The sequence below is a fragment of the Gottfriedia acidiceleris genome (assembly GCF_002128425.1).
Taxonomy (GTDB): Bacteria; Bacillota; Bacilli; order Bacillales; family Bacillaceae_G; genus Gottfriedia; species Gottfriedia acidiceleris.
Map to the genome: position 1 here is coordinate 361,133 of NZ_NESS01000003.1, position 21,606 is coordinate 382,738.

The 21,606-nt window shown below is 32.0% G+C and carries 22 protein-coding genes; 4 read left to right on the forward strand and 18 right to left on the reverse strand.

What is annotated here, in order from left to right:
* Nucleotides 1-19: 19 nt before the first annotated feature.
* The 3 genes from B6K90_RS08245 to B6K90_RS08255 are packed head-to-tail and all read right to left on the reverse strand — an operon-like array spanning nucleotide 20 to nucleotide 3,423.
* Nucleotides 20-1,012 (reverse strand): ABC transporter substrate-binding protein, encoded by a 993-nt coding sequence (locus B6K90_RS08245; protein ID WP_088012252.1) that lies wholly within the window; start codon nucleotides 1,010-1,012, stop codon nucleotides 20-22.
* A gap of 40 nt (nucleotides 1,013-1,052) precedes the next feature.
* Nucleotides 1,053-2,678, reverse strand: a complete 1,626-nt coding sequence (locus tag B6K90_RS08250) for an ABC transporter permease subunit (protein ID WP_088012253.1) — start codon at nucleotides 2,676-2,678, stop codon at nucleotides 1,053-1,055.
* Nucleotides 2,671-3,423, reverse strand: a complete 753-nt coding sequence (locus tag B6K90_RS08255) for an ABC transporter ATP-binding protein (RefSeq protein ID WP_088012254.1) — start codon at nucleotides 3,421-3,423, stop codon at nucleotides 2,671-2,673. The genes B6K90_RS08250 and B6K90_RS08255 overlap by 8 nt, the downstream gene beginning before the upstream one ends.
* A gap of 216 nt (nucleotides 3,424-3,639) precedes the next feature.
* Between B6K90_RS08255 and B6K90_RS08260 the strand changes: the two genes are divergently transcribed.
* Nucleotides 3,640-4,401, forward strand: a complete 762-nt coding sequence (locus B6K90_RS08260) for a DeoR/GlpR family DNA-binding transcription regulator (protein WP_088012255.1) — start codon at nucleotides 3,640-3,642, stop codon at nucleotides 4,399-4,401.
* A gap of 281 nt (nucleotides 4,402-4,682) precedes the next feature.
* On the opposite strand, the gene B6K90_RS08265 is transcribed toward B6K90_RS08260, so the two are convergent.
* The 4 genes from B6K90_RS08265 to B6K90_RS08280 all read right to left on the reverse strand — a co-directional run bounded on the left by B6K90_RS08265 (nucleotide 4,683) and on the right by B6K90_RS08280 (nucleotide 7,024).
* A complete protein-coding gene (locus B6K90_RS08265; RefSeq protein ID WP_088012256.1) occupies nucleotides 4,683-5,576 on the reverse strand; it encodes a WD40/YVTN/BNR-like repeat-containing protein in 894 nt (297 codons plus the stop codon).
* Complete coding sequence (locus tag B6K90_RS08270; RefSeq protein ID WP_088012257.1) at nucleotides 5,573-6,040, reverse strand: flavodoxin; 468 nt, start codon at nucleotides 6,038-6,040, stop codon at nucleotides 5,573-5,575. Before B6K90_RS08270 ends, B6K90_RS08265 begins: the two co-directional genes overlap by 4 nt.
* Nucleotides 6,041-6,083: 43 nt before the next feature.
* Nucleotides 6,084-6,479, reverse strand: a complete 396-nt coding sequence (locus B6K90_RS08275; RefSeq protein ID WP_088012258.1) for a hypothetical protein — start codon at nucleotides 6,477-6,479, stop codon at nucleotides 6,084-6,086.
* A gap of 350 nt (nucleotides 6,480-6,829) precedes the next feature.
* Complete coding sequence (locus B6K90_RS08280) at nucleotides 6,830-7,024, reverse strand: hypothetical protein (RefSeq protein WP_088012259.1); 195 nt, start codon at nucleotides 7,022-7,024, stop codon at nucleotides 6,830-6,832.
* A 326-nt stretch (nucleotides 7,025-7,350) separates the two neighbouring features.
* Here B6K90_RS08280 and B6K90_RS08285 point away from each other — a divergent pair, with 326 nt between their 5' ends.
* Nucleotides 7,351-7,593, forward strand: coding sequence for a DUF2584 family protein (locus tag B6K90_RS08285; RefSeq protein WP_088012260.1), 243 nt, complete (start codon nucleotides 7,351-7,353; stop codon nucleotides 7,591-7,593).
* A 105-nt stretch (nucleotides 7,594-7,698) separates the two neighbouring features.
* Here B6K90_RS08285 and B6K90_RS08290 read toward each other — a convergent pair whose 3' ends face one another.
* From B6K90_RS08290 to B6K90_RS08315, 6 genes are all read right to left on the reverse strand, one after another.
* Nucleotides 7,699-8,283, reverse strand: coding sequence for a GDSL-type esterase/lipase family protein (locus B6K90_RS08290; RefSeq protein ID WP_167555312.1), 585 nt, complete (start codon nucleotides 8,281-8,283; stop codon nucleotides 7,699-7,701).
* 5 nt (nucleotides 8,284-8,288) lie between these two features.
* A complete protein-coding gene (locus tag B6K90_RS08295; protein ID WP_139840700.1) occupies nucleotides 8,289-8,858 on the reverse strand; it encodes a sodium:solute symporter family transporter in 570 nt (189 codons plus the stop codon).
* A 285-nt stretch (nucleotides 8,859-9,143) separates the two neighbouring features.
* On the reverse strand, nucleotides 9,144-9,689 hold the full coding sequence (locus B6K90_RS08300; RefSeq protein WP_088012263.1) for a 2'-5' RNA ligase family protein: 546 nt from the start codon (nucleotides 9,687-9,689) through the stop codon (nucleotides 9,144-9,146).
* A 22-nt stretch (nucleotides 9,690-9,711) separates the two neighbouring features.
* Nucleotides 9,712-10,212, reverse strand: a complete 501-nt coding sequence (locus tag B6K90_RS08305) for a GNAT family N-acetyltransferase (RefSeq protein WP_088012264.1) — start codon at nucleotides 10,210-10,212, stop codon at nucleotides 9,712-9,714.
* 192 nt (nucleotides 10,213-10,404) lie between these two features.
* Complete coding sequence (locus B6K90_RS08310) at nucleotides 10,405-10,707, reverse strand: hypothetical protein (RefSeq protein ID WP_088012265.1); 303 nt, start codon at nucleotides 10,705-10,707, stop codon at nucleotides 10,405-10,407.
* A gap of 182 nt (nucleotides 10,708-10,889) precedes the next feature.
* On the reverse strand, nucleotides 10,890-11,183 hold the full coding sequence (locus B6K90_RS08315) for a hypothetical protein (RefSeq protein ID WP_088012266.1): 294 nt from the start codon (nucleotides 11,181-11,183) through the stop codon (nucleotides 10,890-10,892).
* A 431-nt stretch (nucleotides 11,184-11,614) separates the two neighbouring features.
* Between B6K90_RS08315 and B6K90_RS08320 the strand changes: the two genes are divergently transcribed.
* The gene (locus B6K90_RS08320) at nucleotides 11,615-12,910 is read left to right on the forward strand and encodes a C40 family peptidase (RefSeq protein WP_088012267.1); all 1,296 of its coding nucleotides are present in this window, start codon (nucleotides 11,615-11,617) and stop codon (nucleotides 12,908-12,910) included.
* 48 nt (nucleotides 12,911-12,958) lie between these two features.
* Here the strand turns inward: B6K90_RS08320 and B6K90_RS08325 are convergent, their stop codons facing one another.
* From B6K90_RS08325 to B6K90_RS08340, 4 genes are all read right to left on the reverse strand, one after another.
* Nucleotides 12,959-13,528 (reverse strand): 5' nucleotidase, NT5C type, encoded by a 570-nt coding sequence (locus tag B6K90_RS08325; RefSeq protein WP_088012268.1) that lies wholly within the window; start codon nucleotides 13,526-13,528, stop codon nucleotides 12,959-12,961.
* 15 nt (nucleotides 13,529-13,543) lie between these two features.
* Entirely contained in the window at nucleotides 13,544-14,641 is a 1,098-nt protein-coding gene (gene ribD / locus B6K90_RS08330; protein ID WP_088012269.1) for a bifunctional diaminohydroxyphosphoribosylaminopyrimidine deaminase/5-amino-6-(5-phosphoribosylamino)uracil reductase RibD, read from the reverse strand.
* Nucleotides 14,634-15,395, reverse strand: coding sequence for a GTP cyclohydrolase II (locus B6K90_RS08335; RefSeq protein ID WP_088012270.1), 762 nt, complete (start codon nucleotides 15,393-15,395; stop codon nucleotides 14,634-14,636). The genes ribD and B6K90_RS08335 overlap by 8 nt, the downstream gene beginning before the upstream one ends.
* Before the next feature lie 100 nt (nucleotides 15,396-15,495).
* Nucleotides 15,496-16,590: an FAD-dependent monooxygenase gene (locus B6K90_RS08340; protein ID WP_088012271.1), complete on the reverse strand. Its 1,095-nt coding sequence runs from the start codon at nucleotides 16,588-16,590 to the stop codon at nucleotides 15,496-15,498.
* A 177-nt stretch (nucleotides 16,591-16,767) separates the two neighbouring features.
* On the opposite strand from B6K90_RS08340, the gene B6K90_RS08345 reads away from it, so the two are divergent.
* Nucleotides 16,768-17,082: a winged helix-turn-helix transcriptional regulator gene (locus B6K90_RS08345; RefSeq protein WP_088012272.1), complete on the forward strand. Its 315-nt coding sequence runs from the start codon at nucleotides 16,768-16,770 to the stop codon at nucleotides 17,080-17,082.
* A 139-nt stretch (nucleotides 17,083-17,221) separates the two neighbouring features.
* Here B6K90_RS08345 and B6K90_RS08350 read toward each other — a convergent pair whose 3' ends face one another.
* Nucleotides 17,222-21,355, reverse strand: a complete 4,134-nt coding sequence (locus tag B6K90_RS08350) for a S8 family serine peptidase (RefSeq protein ID WP_088012273.1) — start codon at nucleotides 21,353-21,355, stop codon at nucleotides 17,222-17,224.
* Nucleotides 21,356-21,606: the final 251 nt, after the last annotated feature.

Consider the following 21,606-nt stretch of genomic DNA (forward strand, 5'->3'; position numbering starts at 1 on the left):
CTCTTCATCCCCTTAGTAATTATTTTGCAGCATTAAAGAACTGTTGGTGCTCTTCTAATAATTTAACTGTTAATGGTTGACTAAATTTCATAGAATGAGCTGGTTTATGCTCGTCACTTACAGTTTCTCCTTTGTATAAAGCAACTGGGAAATTTTTGATTAAATCTTTACGAGCATCTTTAATAATTACTTCTGCCATTTTCATAGCTAATTCATTTGATTTCTTATCTTTTTTAACAACTGCAACTGACTCAGTTAGTGAGAAGTTTCCTTCTGTTGGATCTACATAGTCAATTGGTAAACCTGAACTTTTATCTAATACTGCTTGGTGTCGTAACCCAATACCCGCTGCAACCTCGCCAGCTTCTACTTTCTTAATTGGACCTGAACCTGAGCTCTCTAAATGTGGACCACAGTTTGCGATTAAATCATGTAAAATTGTTTTACCTTCTACGTCCCCATACTGAGTAATAATTGCTTGAATTAATAACCATCCAGTTGAAGAATCCATGATATTTGGAATTGATACTAAACCTTTAAATTCTGGTTTAGCTAAATCTTTGATTGAAGTTGGCATTGGTAAGCCTTTTTCTTTTATTACTTTTGTATTTACAAAGATTGATCCTGTGTTAGCTAAAATTGGTGTATAGAATGCAGGATATTTTTCTAGTGAATTTGTTTTAAACGTTAAGTCTTCAAACATATTTTGTTTTTCTTGAGCACTATCTAAGAAATATGAACTCATTGTTACTAAATTCGCTTCGATTTTGTCACCTTCTGCCATAAGTTTTCCACCTAATTCAGAAGTACCAAATGTTTGGAACACATATTTCCCTTCATAACCTGATTTCTTTAATGCTTTTTCCATTGATGTAATAGCTTCTTCATCGCCATTCGTATAAATAACAACTTTTCCTGAGGCATTTGTTTTTGAACTATTACATGCAGTTAATGAACAAACTAAACATAGTGCGAATAATGACAACATGATTCCTTTAAATTTCTTAAACATAAAGTAACCTCACTTATTTTTATTTTTTATAAATGATTGATTATCCCTGCAAAACACTTTTTCTCTGGAAATAGTCGCAGATGAATTTGACGATTAAATTCGTGAAAAAGATTAATAGAGATAATACAAATATTTCATCGTATTTTTGGAAATGCTGAAGTTCTTTAATTTTGCTTGCAACCAATGAAGTTTCAGCTGTTATTAAGAAAATGATCCCACTTACCGTTACCATTGAGTTGATAAAATAGTAACTAATCATTTCAAAAACTGTTGACTTAGAGTTGGGTAAAACAACTCTATAAATTGTTTTAAACCATGAATCCCCCATTAATTCTCCAGTAGTCTCCCAACCAGGATTCATTTTGGATAAGGAGTTTTTCGCTAATAAATATGGTGTAGTAAAGAAGTGAACGATGTTGCAAAGAATGATAATTGCAAATGTTCCTTTTAAACTACTATTATTGAAAAATAGTAAATACGATAAACCTAAGACCATTCCTGGAACAGTGTTTGTTAACATTGAAATTAAGTCGATCACTAGCTTAGATTTATTTTTTATATTTGTTCGCACATTTAATAGTGCCGAGCTATATGCAACAATCGATCCTAGTATTGCTGTTACAACTGAAACATATAACGAGTTTTTATAAACTCCTATTAGATCGCTTGATTGAAAAGCATCTACGAAATGTTGTAGCGTAAAAGTTAATTTAAATGGATAACTAATAAAAAATGGAATGATGAACATTACTGCAAATACTGATAGGATTCCAACTAAAATGATTGTAGAAATTATCCCAAACCAAATATCTCGTACTTTGTTGGAAATCATTTCAACGTTTGTAAACTTGTCATAATGAAAATTGAATTTTTCGAGATAGTTTAGTAATAAAACGCCAAATACAGCTGGAACTAACATTAATACTGCAATGACTGCACCATTATTAAAATTTGGAATTGATCCAAGCATAACTTGATATAACTGGGTAGCTACAACGTAATATGTACCACCCACCGAAGCCGGAATACCGTAATCCGTAAAGCTTAAAATGAAGGAAAGAACAAAAGCTCCACCAAGGGTACCAAGTAATGGGCGAATAATTGTATTTTTGAAGCTTCTAAATCGTCCATCACCCATCAATTCAGAAACAACCATAAACTTTTTATCAATATATTTAAAAGAATTATTAATTAATAGGAATGCAGCTGGTAATGTATAAATTACGTATCCAATTATCAATCCATTAAACCCATAAATTTCAAATAAGTTTTTACCTAGTAGTTTTGTAATTAAACCTTGTTGACCAAAGGAATAAATAATCGCAAATCCATATGTGATCGTTGGAAGCAACATTGGTATGACAATAACTATTTTCATAAATCCTTTAAAAGGTTGAATCAATTTCGTACAGTTAATTGAATATGCCAGAATAAAAGCTAATATTGTGCTGACACAAGCAGTAATTGTAGAAACCTTTATACTATTTCCAACTGCTTGTACTAGGGTTTTATCTGACAGTATTGTTATATAATTATAAATTCCAAAACCATGATCCGTTTCAAGTGAGCGATAAAATAATATGATTAATGGTAATAATAGAAATGAGACAAATAGTAGTAATATTGCTAAGTAAATAACTCGCATTTCAGGTTTAACTTTATGCATATTTCTCACCAAATAAGTTGTAAATATTATGTCTCTTAATTTGAAGCTGCTTTAATATAAACTCTTCAACGAATCGATTATTTGGTTGGTTGATGATTTCACTTGGCGTACCAAATTGTGAAATTTTACCTTCATTAATAATTAAAATTTTATCTGATAAAGTTAAAGCTTCTTCTGGATCATGTGTAACGATAATCGTAGTTAGTTTAAATTCTCTTGCGATTGATTTAATTCGTTCTTTAATTGATTCTTTTATAACGCCATCTAGTGCACTTAAAGGTTCATCTAATAGTAAAATTTTTGGTTTCGTTACTAATGTTCTAGCAAGTGCAACTCTTTGTTTCTGACCCCCAGATAGCTCTCCTATTTTCTTATTTAAATGAGGCTTTAATTCTAAGAAATCAATATATTCCTGTAATTCTTGATCCGATACAAGGCCTTTCTTATTTCTTAATCCGTAAACAATGTTTTCATAAGAATTCAAGTTAGGAAAAAGTGCATAATCTTGGAAAACGATATTGAATCCTCTATCTTTCATTGGCGTTTTAGTAATATCTACATCATTGAATATGATTTGACCTTGATCCATTTGCGTTAGACCAAGAATTAGATTTAATAAAGTCGTTTTTCCACTTCCACTTGGACCTAGTAATGAGACGATTTCTCCGGTTTTAATTTCAAGATTTATATCTGTTAATACGACTTTTTTATCAAACTGTTTGCTAACGTTTTGTAGTTTCAGCAAACTGTCACCCCCTTAAGTACAACCTTAGTATAAAATTCATATGTAAATTCAATTAGCTTTTTAAGTAAATAATATGTAAATTATAAGTAACTCTTGCATAACTTATGCGCATATTTACAATTACTTAATGAAACATTTGCATTACTTCTATTGAAAATCTACATTCTTTTCATTAAACTGTAAGCAAATATTATTAAATACTGAATGGGTGAGGTTATGTTTCCACTTGAAAGACAACAAAAAATAATTGATTTATTAAAAATAAATAATGTCTTAAAAATAACTGAGTTAACAAATGCTCTAAATATATCTACTGATACTTTACGAAGAGATTTAAATCTACTTGAAAAACAAGGCAAAATAGAGAAAATATATGGTGGTGCGAAAATAGCTGAATCGAAGTTTTTTGAATCATCTATGGAAGAAAGAATGGTAAGCCACTTGGAGGAAAAAGAAAAAATCGCTCAGAAATGTGCTGAACATATAGAAGATGGTGATTGCGTTTACTTAGATAGTGGTTCTACTACATTACAAATTGCGAAATTTATTAAAGACAAAAAGAATCTAACAGTCGTTACAAACTCTATTCCAATCATTAATGAATTAATGAATAGCTCAATTGAATTGATCATTATCGGTGGGAAAATCAGAAGAAATGAACAATCAGTGGTTACGTACGATTACTTATTTAATTTTAGCGAATTAAATATATTAAAGACGTTTATTTGCGCAAGCGGAATTACAATTGAAAAAGGAATTTCTGATTATAATTTAGAAGAAGCGATTACAAGGAAAAAAATAATTGAGTTATCCAACCTTAATTATGTAGCGGCTGACAGCACAAAGTTCGGTAAAAACGTCACTGTTCACATAGCTCCGCTTGAAAAAATTGATTATATCATTACAGATTCTCATATTAATAAAAATTTTATTTCTAAATTTAATAAGACAAATACAAATTTGGTAATTGCAGATTAGATAAAAGCAGGAGGGTCCCTTTAGGGGAACCCTCCTATTTATATCTCAAATTGAATTGGCTATACTTCATTAAAAAATGAGTAATGGCAAATAAAATCTGAGTTGCAAGTTAGTCGTAGAAAAGCGCAAATAAAGGTTCTTCCTTTGCAAATTAATGAGGAAATGTTGCAAATGAACAGCTGGGTGCAATTAGATTCCAAGTATTGAATGTAAAAAGGGGCCCCATTTGTCAGCCTCTTTGACGAATGGAGCCACATGTTTTTATGTTTTTTTTCCCCATCTCAACACACTCTTTTAGAATCTTTCTCAAAAAATCTAGTTTCATATTGTCCTGCGACGATATAATTTTCATTTTCATTACAGATTCTCCAGCCATGACCTTTTACGTAATCGCACGGTACAATTAATTGATTTTCTAAATAAACTCTTGAAACGGTGCTATAGCCTGAATCATTTTGACTGGAGGTTGTATACACGATTCCATTATGTGCACTAACATCTAAATAACTTCCATTACTTATTGTACTATAGCATTGATTCCAACGACCATTCTCTTCGTTAAGACTTTTGATTGGTAAATATTCTACAACTCCATCTCTTCCTCTACATGAACCACTAACTGTAACGAAAAGTCCATTATTTACTATCATTGATGAAATCATTTTATCAGACTCAACTTTTACTCTTATGAATTTATATGTGCGTAAGTCTAACATCCAAATTCCACCATCAGTTGGATGAATTTTTGTACCAATAAATAACATACTGCCATGTAAGCATAAAGAGCGTATGGAAGGTGGTTTACTGACTTTAAATGGAGAAATGATTTTCCAAGTTTCACCAAAGTTCGTTGATATGTAAATTACTTTATCTCCATGTGCTACGACTAGCCCGTTTGAATTACAGCAAACACTCCATACACTTGCTTTTGTAGGAAACTGCTTGATGATCCATTCTTTACCTTCATTTAGGCTCTTAATAAATAGCCCGTTATCTCCAACACCATATACAATTTTTCCAACACATTTCAAATCACGAATTTGATTTTTTATTAATGGAAAGCTGAAAGTCCTGTTTCCATCATAATCAATGATAATTCCATTATTTACGGTAGCTATAATCGTACTACCATTTTCAGTTCTTGTTACTGCTGTAGAACTGAACATGTTATTCATACAGTTCCCTCAAATTGATCTTCAAATTGGCTAATAAAGTTAATGGCAAACGTAACACAACGTTCAATGTCTTCTTCCGTTTCCGGTGCTAATTCTACTTTTAATCCTTCCTCTATTATTTCGGCCCCGCATTCTTTTAATCTATCTTCTAATAGACCTACAGCAGCACAAAACTTAGGATAAGCATGATCACCTGATCCAAATACAGCAGCTTTTTTACCAGTTAAATTTAAGTTTTCAATGTCATCGTAAAAATCTTCTACTTCATATGGAAGCTCGCCGTCCCCCCATGTATAAGCTCCTAATAGGATGCCATCAAATTCTAATAATTTCTGTGTATTGATATTTTCAATTTCTTTCATTTCTATATCATGGCCCATCGTATCTATACTAGATTTAATTAACTCAGCTATTTCCTCTGTGTTACCTGACATACTTGCAAAAGCGATTAAAATTTTAGCCATTCTTCTCTCTCCTCAATCATGCGTTTTTATTTATGAAAACTATTTAAACAACATCTTTATTTGTGAAAAATTTGTTCTTTAATTCTTTTAAACTACGTAATTCATTTGCAATTGTAAGAAATGACTCTCGATCATTCACATCAAGTGCTTCATTAATTTTAAAATTTAAATGATTTATTTTAAGATCTATATCCCATATGGAACAAAGTACACCACTTTCGTATAAGCTTTCGATGTCTTCAACATGCAAATAAAACTCAAAGTCATTATTGTTATCAATTAAATAATGCCATCCTAAGCAATCAACATATTTTCTCTCACTTGTCATCGTCCATAAATCACCTTCACTAAATTCAATTACGTGTTGATGCTTTTGACCTGGACAACAACATGTTACTTGCTGATGAAATGGCTCTAAAATAATGAAATGTTTATCCATCAACGGCCTCCTTAATGGTTTTTTCTTACCCATCCTGAGCATTTATTTAAAGAAGAGAATCAACCAATATTTGATATTGATAATCATTTTCAATTGTAATTTTATATGATAATGATTATCAGTGTCAATTATATTTTTAATTCTTTTTCTTTATGCTTAATTTCAAAACTTGTATTTACAAGAAAAAACGAGGGGTCCCAAAATGTATTTATGGGACACTCTCGTTTTTAAAAAAGCAAGAAGATCAATACCTTACTCAGTTAGTAAAGTATCGAAATTTGTAATTTACAATTGTTCTTCAATATCTAACCAAAAAAAAGAACCCTAAAACAATGGGTTCATAAAGGCTTTTATCTCCGCTGATTCGAACCACTTACATAAAGGATAATAATCGCAAAGATAATCATTCCACAAACAATAAAAGGCATTAAGCCTGAACTGTAAACCATATATACTCGAATATGACGTATTGCATTTACAACAATAAAAATCACCATGAATAACCATAAGATTGCAATAAGAGCCGCATTTTTATTTCTTCGCATAAACATCAGCCCCTTCCAAAAAAGCAACTACAAAAAAAAAACCGTTTATTTTATTATATAGTCGAATTACCTAATCAATGACCATACGTTTTTTGTGTATATGAAAAGTTTAAAAATATTAAATGGATAGTCAGTTTATAATAACTTGGACTATCCTATGTTTTTTAGCTTTTATAAAAAAAATATGGAAAATGGGTTTCATCTTTCATTATCACTTTCTCTAAAATCTCTATTTTGTGTTCAGAACTAAAATATATTAAGATATTTTTAAGAGATTAATCTTTACTATAATAAATATTCTATTCAATTTAAGGAGTTTTCAAAATATGAGTATGCCATTTGAATTTAATTGGTTAATTGTAACGAACGAGCACGCCGTTAGACAAGAAAACAATCTATTCTCGTTAAAACAAAACGGATACCATTTATACCCTATTGACACACCAATCAATGTCTCCCGAAAGAATGATGAAAAACCTTTTGGAATAGCTGTTATTCAGAAAGTAGAATGGAGAAATAATAATACATATTTGCTTTATGAACTTAAAGCAATTGATACAGTTAATTAAAAAGATACCAGGATTTTTCTTAGAACCCTATGCCTAAAGTTTTCTTTCCCAAAATTAAAAACGGATAGCTTAACTTTGCTATCCGTTCAAGTTTTTAGTACTCCATCATAAATTTACAATCGTTTGATATGCCTGGTTTGCTAAAGCACTATGACCAAGTTCATTTGGATGTACTCCATCAGTACCTTCAAAAAACTTTGAGTTTAGATTCTGATATTGTTGAAATGGAATTCGAAAATCAACAAGTTGAAATTGATTCACTTTTACCATTTGCCCGATTCGATTTGCTAACTCCTGTGCCTTCAACACGAATGTATCATAACCAGAAATCGGTTCCCACACTTCTTGATGATTGATATGTTCTATGTGAATTGGCGGATGGATTGCTACAATAGGCTGAATACCATTGTGAATTGCTTGCTTTACCATCGAATAAATATTTGAAAGTATATAGTTTATTTCAACATCCCACCATAAATCATTTGCACCTGCACAAATAATAACATGTGATGGATTATTTAATACGACATCATGGTAGAATCGTGACAGCATTCCAGTACTTGTATCACCTGATATCCCTTTATTAATAATCTCGACTGATAATACGTTTTGAAGAATAGTCGGCCATGCGTCAACTTTTGATATTCCTAAACCTTCTGTAAGACTATCACCAATACATACAATCTTCATCTTTCTCACCATTGTTCCTTAATCGTTTCTTGCCTTACCCTTGGTCTTATTTTTACTAAATAAGTAATTCCACTAACTCCAAACATAAAGACAATATTAATCGTGAATGCAATAAATCCTGAATCAAAATCTTTTAAAAATTGAGGAGCATGAGGGAATATTGTTCCAAAAGTTGTATTTTTTATTGTTACGTATGCTACTGTAACTAGTCCAGATAGTATTCCTGCTACTGCTCCAATTTTTGTAACTGGATTACGCTTTAAGAACGTAACAATCAATGCAGGGAACAATTGTAAGACAAAGCTATATGCCATTAATAAAAGAGAAAGCATTGTCTTTCCACCATAAAATGTAAAAAATAATGCGATTAAAGCTATGATTGGAACTAAGATTCTTGTAAGTCCTGCTAACTTAGCATCGCTTGTTTCCGGTTTTATTGCTTTGTAAATATTTTTGGAAAGTAAGGTTGAGGCCGTTAATAATAACAACGAACTAGGTACTAAAGCTGCTAGTAGACCAGCTGACCCAATGACACCAATAAACCAAGGCGGAAGTGTCGCTATTTTTTCCCCTATGTCCTTTACTTTGCAATAACCATGCCAGAATTAAAGAACCCCAATAAATCAACATTTATTTGAGTCTAAACGACTCAAATTAATAAAATAAGTGAACTGAATACAACTCGATTGAGTTATTTTCAATTCACTTTTTGAAATGGAGATTTATTTCATTTCGGTAGGATGAGAGCAATTAATAAATTCAATTACTTACAATGTGCATTATCTTGATTTAATACTTGAATTTTATTAACAAGATTCTTTAAAAATAAAAAACTCGCAATGATTTACGAGTTTTTTAACTTAATTTATCGAATTTAAATACTTTGAATAAATTATTGGTGCATTATTTTTATTAATCATTTCGATAATAGCAACCCTTTGTAAGTTCCCAACTAATATGTCATTTCGATTTAAACAATAGTGATATGCTTCAACTAGCTTATCCGGTGACAATCGATTAGCTAATGTACAATGCGGTACCCACTTACCAGGCAAATACATAGAATTTGGATTATCATTAAATTGTTTAAAATAAATATGATAATCTTCATGAAAATCAACTAAATCTCTTGAAACAATTGGCGAAAAAAACAACGTCCCAGTATTTAGAAACGAACCAATTGAATTAAGCGTAATATTTATCTTTGGCTTATTCTCATAAAAATTATCAAATTGATCAAAAAAGCTTTTTTTATCTAAATTATGATAACTTGCTAAAGTAATATGAGGTATACGATCTACTACTTCATCAGCATAGAAAGAAATCGATTTTTCGCTTAACTCTGTCCAAATATCTTTAATGATTTGTTCGGTTTTTTCATCAAATAAAGCTATAACTCCGTACATCGTATCTTCCTTCTTTCTAAACTTATACAAGATTCATATGCATAATAAAGAGCTCACCTTTTCTCCCCATTACTCTAATTCCTTTATCAATAAAACCGCTTTTTAAATAAACATGATGTGCAGCAATATTTTTATGATTTACTCCTAAAATAATTTCATCTCGCTCAGGGAAATTCGCTTTTACAAATGAAGGCAACAATTTTAAAGATTGACTCGCAATCCCTTTTCCTTGAAAATTTGTATCAACTGAATAAGCCCTTAAGAGAATTGCATTTTTATTATCACTATATTGTCTAACTCCATCCCAACCATGCAAAACAAAAAATCCTGCAACATCGTTATTACTCAATATCAAAATCGCATGACGATCTGCCTCTAATTTACATGTCTCAATATTATCAATAGGTAGACCAGTAAATTTAAGATGCTCATCAGCTAGAAAATAGTTTTTTAATTGCTCATTATATGTATCATTATAAAATTGTAAAGAAATTGTATTTGTTGGTAATAAAGAATTAGACATAAAAATATCCCCCAATAAAACTAGAATTATAAGAATAGTACAACAATAATCATCGTATTTCCACATTGTTTTTTTAATTAGATCATTACAATTCTGAATCAACTATTTTTAATTCATGGAGGGTGAAATACTATAAACAAAAAACCACCTCTTTAGTGGTTTTTCCTGGACAGTTTTCTTTAAATAATATACTTATATTTGCTCAAATGGTTCTGGATATTTTTGTTGAAAATAAGATAATAAATCGCTTTTCTTAAGAAGAAGATCCAAGCAAATTTGCTGGCTTATTGCTGATTTAAATACAAGTTTATTGCAAAACTGACATTTTTCCTTTTCAATAAATGCATGTTTAATAGACAAAGGGAAAATCGTTTTTTGCTTTCCTGCTAATAATATGTAGCTTTGATGATTTACGGAAAAGCTTATTTTATAACCTTCGTATCCCCCAAGCTTACTAATTACCACATTTTGAATGTCTAAATTTTTAATAACCATGTGAAATAACACCTCCGTTTTCAACAAAATATATGATGAAATGCTATTTTTATGTCTCATTATCGTTAAATATTTTCATAAAAAAATAAAAACTACCCAAAAAGTAGTTTTTCATCATGAATTCTTATTAAATTTATTATTTTACTTTGGTCGATGATTGTCAAAAGCCATTTTATAACTGATTAAAATTGCTCAGAATAATGTTCTTGGAAGTAAGCTAATAATTCTTTTCTTCTATTAAATAATGTTGGACAGACTTGTTGACTAATATTTGAGGGAAAAACTAGTTTATTGCAAAGCTGACATGTTCCTTTTTCATTAAAAGTGTGAATGAGAGATAAAGGAAATAATATATTTGTTTTACCGACCAAAAGTACATAATGCTGTTGATGAATCGAAAATCTAATTTTATAGCCTTTATAATCCGTATGTTTTGTAATGAGTGTGTTTTGAATATCAAATTCAAGCTTTGTCACTTTGGCTAGCACCTCCAATTAAGGGTAAGATTAAGATTTTAGTAGACTTTTTTACACCATAAATTTCTAGACACCTTGTATTCTATAGTATTAGTTTAATTAACAAAACTTTCATAAAGATATAAACTTATAGATCTTTACTGAAATAAAAAAACTATTACAGTTTTTTCATATTGTAGAATAATGGAAATGTCAAGTTTCTTCTTTGTTTTTTTTATTAAAATTTGATTTAAATTTACTTTTCCGGAAAAATTTGACACTAAATAAGTGAAGACACAGATGTTATTATGTTAGAATTTAAATTAATGTGATCTCACATTCTATAATTAAAATACCAAATTCATGTATATCTAAGATTTGCCCTTACTATCAAAAGAGGTAAGGGATTTTTTCTTTGTTATTTCAGTTATTGGTTAGAGGGAAGGTTAGTAATGAAATCGAAATCAGCAAGTACCTTAATTAAGTTACATTTGAAAGGAGACAGAAATAAAAAGAGAGCATTAAACTCAATGGCGTTAGTTGGACTTGCTTCAACATTAACAATTCAAATTCCATATAATACTACTGCAGCTGCAGCCTCTATAGACTCTAAGAAAACTCTGCAATCTAGTAATCTTTATTCAAATAATATAATAAGTACATATAAATCAACCGGCAATGGTGTCCGCGTAAGATCTGGAGCTGGGACCTCTTATCAGATTTTAGGTAGTGTTAATAAAAATCAAAAACTAGATGTAATTTCATTGTCTAACGGTTGGTATAAGATAAAATTTAATGGGAAAACAGGGTATATTAGTGCATCATATGTTGGAAAAGTAACTGAATCGAATAATAGTAATAATAATCAAGTGGTCAGTTCGGGAAACTACATTTCTACTGGTAATGGTGTCCGCATCAGATCTGGGGCTGGAACTTCTTATCAGATTTTAGGTAGTGTTAATAAAAATCAAAAACTAGATGTACTCTCATTGTCTAATGGCTGGTATAAAGTAAAATTTAATGGGAAAACAGGGTATATTAGTGCATCTTATATCGGAAAAGTAACTGAATCGAATAATAGTAATAATAATCAAGTGGTCAGTTCGGGAAACTACATTTCTACTGGTAGTGGTGTCCGCATCAGATCTGGGGCTGGAACTTCTTATCAGATTTTAGGTAGTGTTAATAAAAACCAAAGACTAGAAGTAATCTCATTATCTAATGGTTGGTATAAAGTAAAATATAATGGGAAAACAGGGTATATTAGTGCATCATATGTTGGAAAAGAAACAGATTCAAATAAGACAGATACAAATAAGACGGATTCAAATAAACCAGATTCAAATAAGGTAGTTTCAAATAACTCTCAGTCATTTGATGTACAAACTTTAATCACCGTATCAAAAAAGTATTCAGGTGTACCTTATGTTTGGGGTGGAGAAACTCCATCTGGATTTGACTGTAGTGGGTTTATTTCTTATGTTTTCAAAGAATCTGGCATGTCACTTCCTAGAACAAACGTTGCAGGTTATTGGTATAATAATTCAAATTTAAAATCCGTAGACGACTTTCAAGCTGGAGATTTAATCTTTTTCGAAAATACTTATACTTATGGACCGTCTCATATGGGTATTGTTATTAATAGTAATGAGTTTATCCATGCAAGTAGCAGTTCAGGAGTAACGATTTCTAAAATAAACAATTCATATTGGAACCAACATTTTTTAGGTTTTAAAAGATTTAAATAAGATTTTCAAACATCATACTAAAAAAAACACCTTTCACAGGTGTTTTTTTTAGTAATTACTCTCAATAATCTCTTTTAATTCAGACCAGCATGTAATACGTGGGATGTCTAATCCTCGATTATATGAAGTGTCTTTCACGTAGACTTTTAAAGTTAATTCTGAGAGTGTATTCAATATTTCTGGTTTATCATCAAAATAGTAATCTAAACCTAATTCTTTTATAATATGAATTTTTTCAGAATCTTTCATTCCACAATAAAAGCGATTTTGATGAACTGGAAACCCATTTTTTTTTAACCATTCTTTTGTTCGTTCACCATATTCTTTATTTCTAGCTGTCACATAATAAATTTCGTGTCCTTGCTTTTCTAATTCTTGTAATGTTTCAACTGCATATGGAAATGGAGGACAAGTAGTAAAGTATGTTTCTTCTAGGTTACTCTTCCACATTTTGCTTCCTTCCTCTGCCGTTAAGCCAAAAGGTTCATGAATTTCAACTGTTTTTAATTCATTGTAAGCTTCTATAGGAATATTTTTATTTAGCTTTTTATTATAAATGTGAAAAGCATGCTGTCTTAAATCAATTAAAGTATCATCAATATCGAATCCGAATTTCATTCTAAAAGTCCTTCCTCATGAAGTAATATATTTTGGGTAGCCTATGAATTTATAATCAGGACCAATTTTCGTTAATTCAATATCTTCGAGTTCAATCGCTTGTCCCATTTTATCAATCCCAGTACCTTCTAAAAATGTAGGTGCATTTTTTCCACCTATTAATTTAGGAGCTAAATAGACAATTACTTTATCAACTAATTTTTGTGCCATAAAGGAAGAATTCACTTCTCCGCCACCTTCTACTAATAAAGAAGAGATTGAATGTTCACCTAGAATTTTTAGCATTTCGTTTAAATCAACTCTACTTAAATCGTTCGTAACAAATACTTTTACACCTAAGTCTTCCAATTCTATTTTTTTCTGTTCAGAGTGCTTTTGACTCGTGAATACCCATGTTTCTGCTTGATGATCAGTTACTACTCTTGAATCTAAAGGAATTTTTAGAGTCGAATCTAGAATCACTCTTACTGGATTACGTCCGTATGGAATTCTAGTTGTTAACTCTGGATTATCTTTTAACACAGTGTTCACTCCAACTAATATCGCACCAATTTCATTTCTTAATTGATGCACATCATTTCGAGCTTCCGCTGAAGTTATCCATTTACTATCGGAAGAATGAGTAGCAATCTTCCCATCCAATGTAGATGCTGATTTCATAACGACAAAAGGAATATTTTCAACAATATATTTGTTAAATACTTCATTCATTTTTATCGACTGCTCTTCACAAACTCCAGTTATTACCTCAATTCCAGCATCTTGAAGAATTTTTATTCCTCTTCCTGCAACTAGTGGATTCGGATCAAGTGTTGCGACGACAACTTTTTTCAAGCCTGCTCGTACAATAGCCTCCGCACACGGACCAGTTCGTCCATGATGAGAGCACGGCTCAAGCGTTACATAAATTGTGCCACCCTCAGCTTTATCTCCTGCCATTCTAAGTGCATTAATTTCAGCATGAGGCTCACCTGCTTTTAAGTGAGCACCAATTCCAACAATTCGGTTATCATTTACAATCACAGATCCTACCAATGGGTTTGGATCGGTTTGCCCTTTAGTAGCTATGGCATTTTGAATAGCTAAATTCATATAAAATTCATGATTACTCACTTGTACGTCCTCCTTTAAAATGACCAGAACGAACAATTTTAGTCTCTAAATACTTTTCGTTATACTTTGATTTGTCTCCCCATAATTGAATTCTTCCAGATACATTCGCCCCCGATTTTTGAAGAGCATCCAATTTTCTTGGATTGTTTGTAATTAAAGTAACTGGTTTTGAACGAAGTGTTTTTAATACTCGAATAGCATCATCGTAGTTTCGTGCATCATCTACAAAACCTAGCTCCTCATTAGCTTCCACAGTATCAAATCCTTGCTCTTGAAGAACATATGCCATTGCTTTACTAAATAAACCGATTCCTCTTCCTTCATGGTTTGCTAAATAAAATAATGCACCCGATTCATTTGAAGAAATCATTTTCATTGCTTCTTTTAATTGGAATCCACAATCACAACGTTTACTTCCAAAAATATCGCCCGTATGACAAATACTATGCATTCGAATAAGAGCATCCTCTGAATTTTCAAAGTCACCATAAACTAAAACACTTGATTGTTGCATTTCAGCTAAATTTGAAGAAGCTAATTTACTAATAATTTTTTCAGTCTTGTACGATCCATCGCTACAAAAATCTCCTTCGATATCCTCACAGCGAAGCCAACAATACCATTGAAAAATGACTGTTTCTCCATCTAAATTTACTGGTAGTTTAATTGGTCCAACTAAATAAATTGATTTATCGTTATTTTTTATTACATTAATTTTTTCTTTTAATAAAGAAACTACTTTTTCGTTGATCATAAGGCTTCCTCCTGTTTTCTTACACTATTTCTTATTGATAATATACTTCTTAATTTTTACTTGTCCATTTTTATACTTAAAAATTAGTTAACAGTAATCTTTATAAAGTCACATCAAAGTGATTTTTGAAAGTACTTTCCTGTGTTAGTTGTTGCTTTTGTAAGCTTTCAACTTCTCCTCGTCTAGCATATTCAAATTTCTTTAACATAATTGTACTAGTATTTTTATTATGAATAGCATCTTGGAGGATTTCTGCTAAAATATCTGCATCTTTCATCGCTATATTTACACCAAGCGCTGCAGTAGGACTCATCGTGTGTGCCGCGTCACCCATTATAATTAAACCGTCCTTTACCCATGTATCGCTACGGCTGCTTTGAACATTTAATAATACAAAATCATTCCAAGATTTTATCTTTTCTTGAACAGTTTCAGTCAGTTCTGGAAATGCTTCGATTAACTGATTTACAAAAGGCCTGAACGATTTACTTCTTAAGTTAGGAAAAGAACCTTCATCTATGTTCCATCCAATTTGAATAAACCCTCCTGCTTGAGTAAACAAAGCCAATTGTTGTCTATTAATTAATGTTAATCTAACTGTTGGATCCCAATTTGCTGGTCTTGGTACTTTAGCCCAAAGTAAATCGTATCCATGTTTTATAATATCCGTTGGTATATTTGCTAATTTACGGATCGTTGAAAATCGACCGTCAGCACCAATAATAATCGAACTATTAATTGTTATTTCAGTACCATTCCTTATTGCTTTAACACCAACATAGCGACCATTTTGATCTTCAATTAATTTAAACACACGTGTGCCCATTAAAAACTTAAAGTTATCATATTTATTTGCTTCTTTTAAAATAACATTTAATAAATGATTTTGTGGAACATGAATACCAACATGTTTTGAACCTTGAGATGGAAAAATACTTTTTATTATTTTATTACCATTCCAATATTCAACGCGATCCATTAGTAGTAGCCCGTATTCTTGAACTTTGTCATAAAGATGATGCTTTTTTAATATTTGTTCACCATCAGAATTTAGATGTTCTCCTCTAAATTCTTTATCAATTCCATTATGTCGTTCCACAAGAACTGTTGAAATATTATTTTTTGCAAGCAAATATGCTAAAAGTGCACCACCTGGACCAGCACCTACAATACATACTTCTGTATTCATTTTCATGTTGTTTTGCCACCTATTAATAAACATTTATTATTTTTCTAAAAAAATTATTTAGTTACTTTATGTAAGTAAGTTTAATTTAGTAATAAACTTACGTCAAGTAATAAATTTATGTATGGTAATCTTGTTATTAATACAAATTTAGTTATAATATGGATATAGGTGAGGTGGTGTTAAATGAATTTTTCTTTATTATGCCCTCGGTTTGAAAAAAGCGTAGAGTTAATTAGTAAACGCTGGGCAATTCTTATAATTTTTCAACTTCTTTCTGGATCTCAACGATTTTGTACGATCGAATCAACTTTGCCAATTAGCGGGCGCGTCCTTTCAGAAAGACTAAAAGATTTAGAACAAGCAGGTATTGTAAAACGAGATGTTTACCCAGAAACTCCGGTTCGAATCGAATATTCTTTGACTGAAAAAGGACTAGCTTTAGAACCAGTTATTAAGGAATTAATGAAATGGTCTCAAGATTGGACAACGATCGATTAATTACGGTATTGTTTCTTTGCTTCACCTTTTAATTATTTTTTGAATTAAATTACAAATAAAAGGGATGTCTCATAAGTCAGAATTCTAACTTATGGACATCCCTTTTTTAATTAGGCTCTATTAAATTTAAATGTTGATTTTATTGAATACCTAACTCACTCTTAATCACATCAATTGTCTTACCTTTTGATTTCTTCACTGGTTTTGGAGCATTGTCTACTGCTGGATTTTGCATTAAGAAATTCTTTTCTACATAAGAAAAATCTTTTGCGTCAACTGTTCCGTCAAAGTTAATATCAGCTGAGCGTTTATTTGTTCCCCAATAAGTTTCAATTGCTAGAGCGTCATTAACATCAATTACATTGTCCTTATTGATATCTCCAGCAGTAGCAACAGCAACGCTTTCTGTACCGATTCGATCACTGATACCATACATGAAACCATCCATAATACTGTATGCATTTTCAAACGTACCAGATGTTGTAAAGTGACCTGGAATATCAGTGATTACAGTAAATTCATCGGTAGTAACAGGTAATCCAGATACATAAAATTGTCCTCTAGTATCCATTATTGCATTATATGATTTACCTTTACTATCTACAATCGTTACATTTGCTCCAATTTTCGTAAAATCTATTGGAAGAAGTGTACCATCTGCTCTTTGGAAGCTTTCTGGGTGAATATAACTAATTACACTCGAGATATTTGGTAAAATGGCGATTGGTGCTAAATAAGTAAATGGTTTTGTCACTGTATTATCTACACTTGTGAATGCCGAAGTAACATTGTTAAAGCTAGAGATAGGTATCGGATCTGCCAGTTCTGGAATTTTAATCGTTACATCAACCATTGGTAGATCTCCCGATACCTCTTTTGAACCATCAAATGTAATGTTGATATCTGATTTAACAGTTGTACTTGTTGGATTTGTCGTTGTAACGTTCATTTGTCCACCAAGCTTTTGTGCCTCAGGATTTAATGCAATATTTACGATATTTGTATCAGTAGTTTTCGTTGTAAAGCTAAATCCTGCTTGCTTTAATTTGTTCACATTATTAGCATTTAGTGTAATCGTATTTGTATCGCCAGGGTGTGTAATTAATCGATTATTTCTTGTTTTTGCTTGTGGTTGACCATAAACATATTGAGTTCCCTCTTTAACAAAAAGATATTGCTTATCACCATAAGTATTCGTTGCTTGGTCTCCACCGATGAATCGGAATGATAGCATTGATAAGCTTGGATCCATTGCAATTTCATCTTGAGCATTTCCATTTTCATCTAATGTAAGTTTTCCGGATAACCAAGGACTATTATAAAAATATCCAATTGTATTTTGCGACTGATCTGCTTTCATACCTGCTGCCTTCATTAACTCAATTGACTTGTCATTAATCGAAGCAGTAAACGGAACAGACTTTTGGTCTGCCTTATATTCGATAAATGGATTTCCTTCTTTTTCTCCATCCACTTTTACATCAAATTTATTTGGCATTGTATTATCGACTAAAAGATCTTGTGAAATTGTATATGCTTTACCTGCATCATCATACCCAATTAGTTTTATTTTGTATAATCCTTCTTTTGCTAAAACAGGTTTTGAACTAACTGGATTACTTGGGTCACCTGTAAATGGATAATAGGCTCCAATAGATGCTGCAATTGTGTATTCTACACCCTCATCATAAGCCACACCATCGAATGTATTTGTAATACCTAAATCCTGGCCTGTCACCGCATCGGTAAATACTACATCAATGTTTCTCATATGAGACTTTAACGTGAATTTAGCCGTTAAATATGGATAAAATAATGGGCTAGCTAAAGAATTTCTGTCAGTAGACATTGACTGACGAGTAAGGTTCAACGAATTGAATCCTTTTTCTACATAATGTACACCAAAGGGAATACGATAACTTTCAGATGAATTATCTTTGTTTATATAAGTTACATAACCTTCATAAATTCCCTTGTCCGCTGTCTTTGGAATATTTAAAGTAATATTTGTTTTCTTTTGACTAACTCCTTTTAAAGTCACTGATGAAGGAGCTTGTACTGTAACACCGTTTGCTACTGCATCCTTTGAGCCTCGAAGCCCTGTTTGGAAACTTACTTTCACATCAAATGTTTTCGTTTTTTCTCCCCTATTCATCAGCGTAACAGAGCGTGAATCAGAATAATCTTTGTTATCGAATGATACGTTTCCGAAGCTAAGTGCCCCAGTTTCTTCATTGATTTGTTTTTCTCTTCCGTTAACAATCATTGGTGTTTTTTCTTGGACTTTAATTTCGATTGTTGAGTGAATTGCATTGTATGGATCAATTCGTCCTGCACCTTGCTCAAACACGCTGTATGGTTTACTTAATGAATCAGCTGTATTCATCAAAATCGCTTTTATATCTTCTGGTTGTAAATTATGGTTAGCTTGTTTTAATAATGTCGCAACTCCAGTTGTAAACGGCGTAGCCATAGATGTACCTGACATACGTTGATATGCATTTTTATAATCTGACGGGTTATCTGGGTTGTTTATATAGCCCGGTACTGTTGATAATACACTCACACCTGGAGCCGTAATTTCTGGCTTAATATCATATGTTAATCTTGCAGGTCCTCTTGAACTGAAATCAGCTAACGTATCACCTTGCGTTTTTACTTCACCAATGTCAGAGAACGTAAAGTTATCCGAACCTGATTGAAGTTTTTGTTTTAAAGCTAAGCCTTCTGCATTTGATAATGTGAATGATGGAATGAAGTTAGCTCCTTCTCCAAAGTAGGTTGGGATTAATCCTTCCGCTGGATTATCATTGTACATTAGGACTGCAGCCGCACCTTGCGATTTTGCTACTGCAATTTTAGAATCCATCGTATAAGTTCCACGACTCATAAGGACAATCTTGCCCTTTACATCTTTACCAGTATAAGCTTCTCCTAGATTCACATCTACGACTGGTAACGTTTGTCCTTTAAATTTAGAAATATCATCTCCGTACCCTCTTGCCATTAAGCGTAAATTAGCTAAAGCATTGTCAATCGAACCTTTCGCTGACACTGTCGTAATTGGAACATCACTTGCTCCAACTGTTAATGCTAAAGCTGCAGTACCAGGTGAGCCTAGTGTATACATTTTATTTCCTGCATTACCAGCTGCTACTACAGCTGTTACACCATTTAGTACTGCGTTATTAATTGCAATACTTTCAGCAATTAATGGGTCATTATAGTTAGCCCCTAATGATAGATTCATAACCTCCATTCCGTCAGCAACTGCTTGATCAATACCAGCGATGATGTTAGCAGTCGTTCCACTTCCACCAGGTCCTAATACACGATACACATAAAGGTCAGCATCAGGTGCGATACCTGTTGTCGCAAATTCGCTTTCATTTTTCCCTTGTCCAACAATCGTTCCAGATACATGAGTACCATGTTCTGTCACATAGTTCCCTGCTCCTGAAGCTCCGCCTGGTTTCCCAGCCTTTACCCAATCAGCATATGTTGTTTCCATCGGATCATTGTCATTATTTACAAAATCATATCCACCCTTAAAGGCACCTTTTATGTCAGGGTGATTGTAATCTACTCCTGTGTCAAGAACAGCAACCTTGACTCCTCTTCCTGTGTAACCTTCTTGATGTAATTTATCGATTTGAAGATAAGTACGCTCGTCTGCCATTCCTTTACCTGCAGAGTTGGAAGTAGTCTCTGTTCCTTCTACCGGCAGTTCTGATTTTACAGATACGTCACTATAAATAGCTTGTACAGCAGTTGACTTCATTAGGTCTTTTAATTTATTTGCAGGTACTTCTATAGCAACCCCATTAAACGCATGCTTATATTCACGAATTATTTTATAAGATCCGTCTGCTTTTGTTTTAAATAAAGAGCTTAAATCTCCTTTGAATTTCGTATGATCCTCATTTGCATTACTTTTTGCTTCCGCTTCAGATAAAGCTTGTCCTTTTAAAGCTGCTTCTAATACGGCGATTTTTTGCGGCTTTTGCTTAAACGAAACGATAACTGAAACAGGCTCTTCACTTTTTAAATTAACATCCGAATCTAGAAATAGGCCAGTTTGATCAGTTTCTGTAAGCTTTTGTAATGCTTGTCTTTGTTGTGAAGTCAAATTAGCTAAAATTGATTCTGCATTAGAAGCATTCTCAGCTTTCGTTACATTGGATACATGCCCTAATGATCCTAAAATAAAACTAGATGATAAGGCTGCAACAGAAAGGCTTTTAACAAGTTTACTCTTACCCGTTCTTTTCATCTTACTCTTTCCCCCATTTTTAGTATATTTCTCAAGTTGAAGTATGTAATTGTAGAGGAATTTTGAATCTAAAATACTAGTAGTCTTTATATTCCTTCATCACTCTTCATTAGCACTCCCTTAATCTAATTATTGAAAATATTCTAAAAATACTCAATCGGGTTATATATAGTGGATTATTTCTACTTTTCCACTCTCGCTTTACATATTTCGACAATATTCGTAAAAGAAGTTTATAAACTTTCTTATAT

Coding starts and splice junctions, on each gene's coding strand:
- B6K90_RS08245 (WP_088012252.1), bottom strand. CDS start 1,012: ATGTTTAAGAAATTTAAAGGAATCATGTTGTCATTATTCGCACTATGT.
- B6K90_RS08250 (WP_088012253.1), bottom strand. CDS start 2,678: ATGCATAAAGTTAAACCTGAAATGCGAGTTATTTACTTAGCAATATTA.
- B6K90_RS08260 (WP_088012255.1), top strand. CDS start 3,640: ATGTTTCCACTTGAAAGACAACAAAAAATAATTGATTTATTAAAAATA.
- B6K90_RS08265 (WP_088012256.1), bottom strand. CDS start 5,576: ATGAATAACATGTTCAGTTCTACAGCAGTAACAAGAACTGAAAATGGT.
- B6K90_RS08270 (WP_088012257.1), bottom strand. CDS start 6,040: ATGGCTAAAATTTTAATCGCTTTTGCAAGTATGTCAGGTAACACAGAG.
- B6K90_RS08275 (WP_088012258.1), bottom strand. CDS start 6,479: ATGGATAAACATTTCATTATTTTAGAGCCATTTCATCAGCAAGTAACA.
- B6K90_RS08280 (WP_088012259.1), bottom strand. CDS start 7,024: ATGCGAAGAAATAAAAATGCGGCTCTTATTGCAATCTTATGGTTATTC.
- B6K90_RS08285 (WP_088012260.1), top strand. CDS start 7,351: ATGAGTATGCCATTTGAATTTAATTGGTTAATTGTAACGAACGAGCAC.
- B6K90_RS08290 (WP_167555312.1), bottom strand. CDS start 8,283: ATGAAGATTGTATGTATTGGTGATAGTCTTACAGAAGGTTTAGGAATA.
- B6K90_RS08300 (WP_088012263.1), bottom strand. CDS start 9,689: ATGTACGGAGTTATAGCTTTATTTGATGAAAAAACCGAACAAATCATT.
- B6K90_RS08305 (WP_088012264.1), bottom strand. CDS start 10,212: ATGTCTAATTCTTTATTACCAACAAATACAATTTCTTTACAATTTTAT.
- B6K90_RS08310 (WP_088012265.1), bottom strand. CDS start 10,707: ATGGTTATTAAAAATTTAGACATTCAAAATGTGGTAATTAGTAAGCTT.
- B6K90_RS08320 (WP_088012267.1), top strand. CDS start 11,615: ATGAAATCGAAATCAGCAAGTACCTTAATTAAGTTACATTTGAAAGGA.
- B6K90_RS08325 (WP_088012268.1), bottom strand. CDS start 13,528: ATGAAATTCGGATTCGATATTGATGATACTTTAATTGATTTAAGACAG.
- B6K90_RS08335 (WP_088012270.1), bottom strand. CDS start 15,395: ATGATCAACGAAAAAGTAGTTTCTTTATTAAAAGAAAAAATTAATGTA.
- B6K90_RS08340 (WP_088012271.1), bottom strand. CDS start 16,590: ATGAAAATGAATACAGAAGTATGTATTGTAGGTGCTGGTCCAGGTGGT.
- B6K90_RS08345 (WP_088012272.1), top strand. CDS start 16,768: ATGAATTTTTCTTTATTATGCCCTCGGTTTGAAAAAAGCGTAGAGTTA.
- B6K90_RS08350 (WP_088012273.1), bottom strand. CDS start 21,355: ATGAAAAGAACGGGTAAGAGTAAACTTGTTAAAAGCCTTTCTGTTGCA.